Genomic DNA, 1,542 nt, shown 5'->3' with positions numbered 1-1,542 from the left:
GTGCGTCAAGAGAAGCCCTGTGTCAAGCCGCCTGGTGTTGGTTGGGGTTGAGGAGGCGTTGGAGGGCTTGGTGTTGGGTGGGGTCGTAGGGGGTGTTGTTTTGCCAGCAGTGCCAGATGATGTAGAGCCAGGCGCGGGCGAGGATGCGGACGGCGTGGGGGTGGTCGTGGCCGCGGGTGCGGGCTTGTTGGTAGAGGTTGGCGGCCCAGGGGTTGGCGTGGCGGGAGTCGGCGGCGAAGTCGGTGACGGCGTTGCGGAGTTGTTTGTCGCAGGCCCAGCGGAATCCGACGGTTTTGTGTTTGCCGGACTGGCGGGTTGAGGGTGCGGCGCCGGCGAGGCAGGCGAGTGCTTCGGGGGTGGGGTAGCGGGCGCGGCAGTCGCCGATCTCGGTGAGGAGCCGGGCGGCGCGGACGGTGCCCGAGCGGGGCAGGCTGGTGAAGATGTGGGAGTCGGTGTGGTCGGTGAGTTGGGCGGCGATCTGGTCGGTCAGGGTCTTGATCTGGTCGATCAGGGTGGTGAGAACGGTGAGTAGTGCGTGGGTGATGTGGGCGTTGGTGGTGGCGTTGGGGCCGGTGGCGCCGCGGGGTGCCGTGGTCAGGTGGGCGTGCAGCACGGCGGGGTCTTTGCCGCCGGGGTAGCCGACGGATGTCAGCCAGGCGGCCAGGCGTTTCGGGCTGAGCCAGTCGGCGCGGTCTTGGGTGTCGAAGCGGGTCAGGAACGCGCGGCTGATCGGGGAGTCGAGTTCGCTGAACAGGCCGATCGGGCCGGGGAAGGTGTTGCGCAGGTGGGCGCGGAGCTGGTTGGTGACCGCGACGCGGTGTTCGACGAGGTCTTTGCGGGCGCGGCAGGTGCGGCGCAGCGCGATGGTCGCGGGGCTGTCGGGGGTCAGGGGGGCGAGCCGGGCCCGGTCGGTGCGCAGGGTGTCGGCCAGCACGAACGCGTCGAATCGGTCGTCTTTGTTGCCGGCCGATCCGTAGCGGCTGCGCAGGTTCTTGACCTGGTTCGGGCTGATCACCACCACGGTGATCCCGGCCTGCAGGAGGGTATCGACGACCGGGCCGTCGGGGCGTTCGATCGCGACCTCACCGACCCCGTTACGGCGCAGCATGCCGATCAGGTCACGCAGCCCGGCGACCGTGTGTTCCACAGTGCACCGGTCGATTTCTCGGCCGCGGGCGTTCACGACCGACACGGCATGGTCATCGCGGGCCCAGTCCACGCCGCCGGTCACATCGTTGGCGGGTTCGTCGGGCAGGGTGTTTCTGGCAGACTTCACGTCAGCCTCCTCGCTGCTAAGCCCAGTGGGGAGGCACCCTTATGTGGTGCCGGGACGCGGCTGCCGGTTCGCTCACTGAACGGCGCTCGGAGGCGCTATAGCCCTGTCGACGGTCGGCACGTCCCGGGGTTGCTGCCGAGTCCCGCAGATCTCTTGAAGGACGTCGACCGCGTCAAGCGCTTTGGGCGGTAACCCAGCAGCCACCTCGGGTGCATCGGCAACCCATCTAAAGCCGCCGACACCCGCCATGCTGCACCAGTGAGCGC

General features: G+C 68.7%; 1 protein-coding gene. It reads right to left on the bottom strand.

Annotation, left to right across the window (positions count from 1 at the left end):
* Positions 1-22: 22 nt before the first annotated feature.
* Positions 23-1,276, bottom strand: a complete 1,254-nt coding sequence (locus tag EV648_RS42315; RefSeq protein ID WP_132302122.1) for an IS110 family transposase — start codon at positions 1,274-1,276, stop codon at positions 23-25.
* Between the last annotated feature and the right edge of the window lie 266 nt (positions 1,277-1,542).

The organism is Kribbella sp. VKM Ac-2568 (genome assembly GCF_004345365.1).
In the GTDB taxonomy this organism is placed as follows: domain Bacteria; phylum Actinomycetota; class Actinomycetes; order Propionibacteriales; family Kribbellaceae; genus Kribbella; species Kribbella orskensis.
Note: the sequence above shows the minus strand (reverse complement) of the source record. Positions and strands in the feature narration are given on the sequence as shown.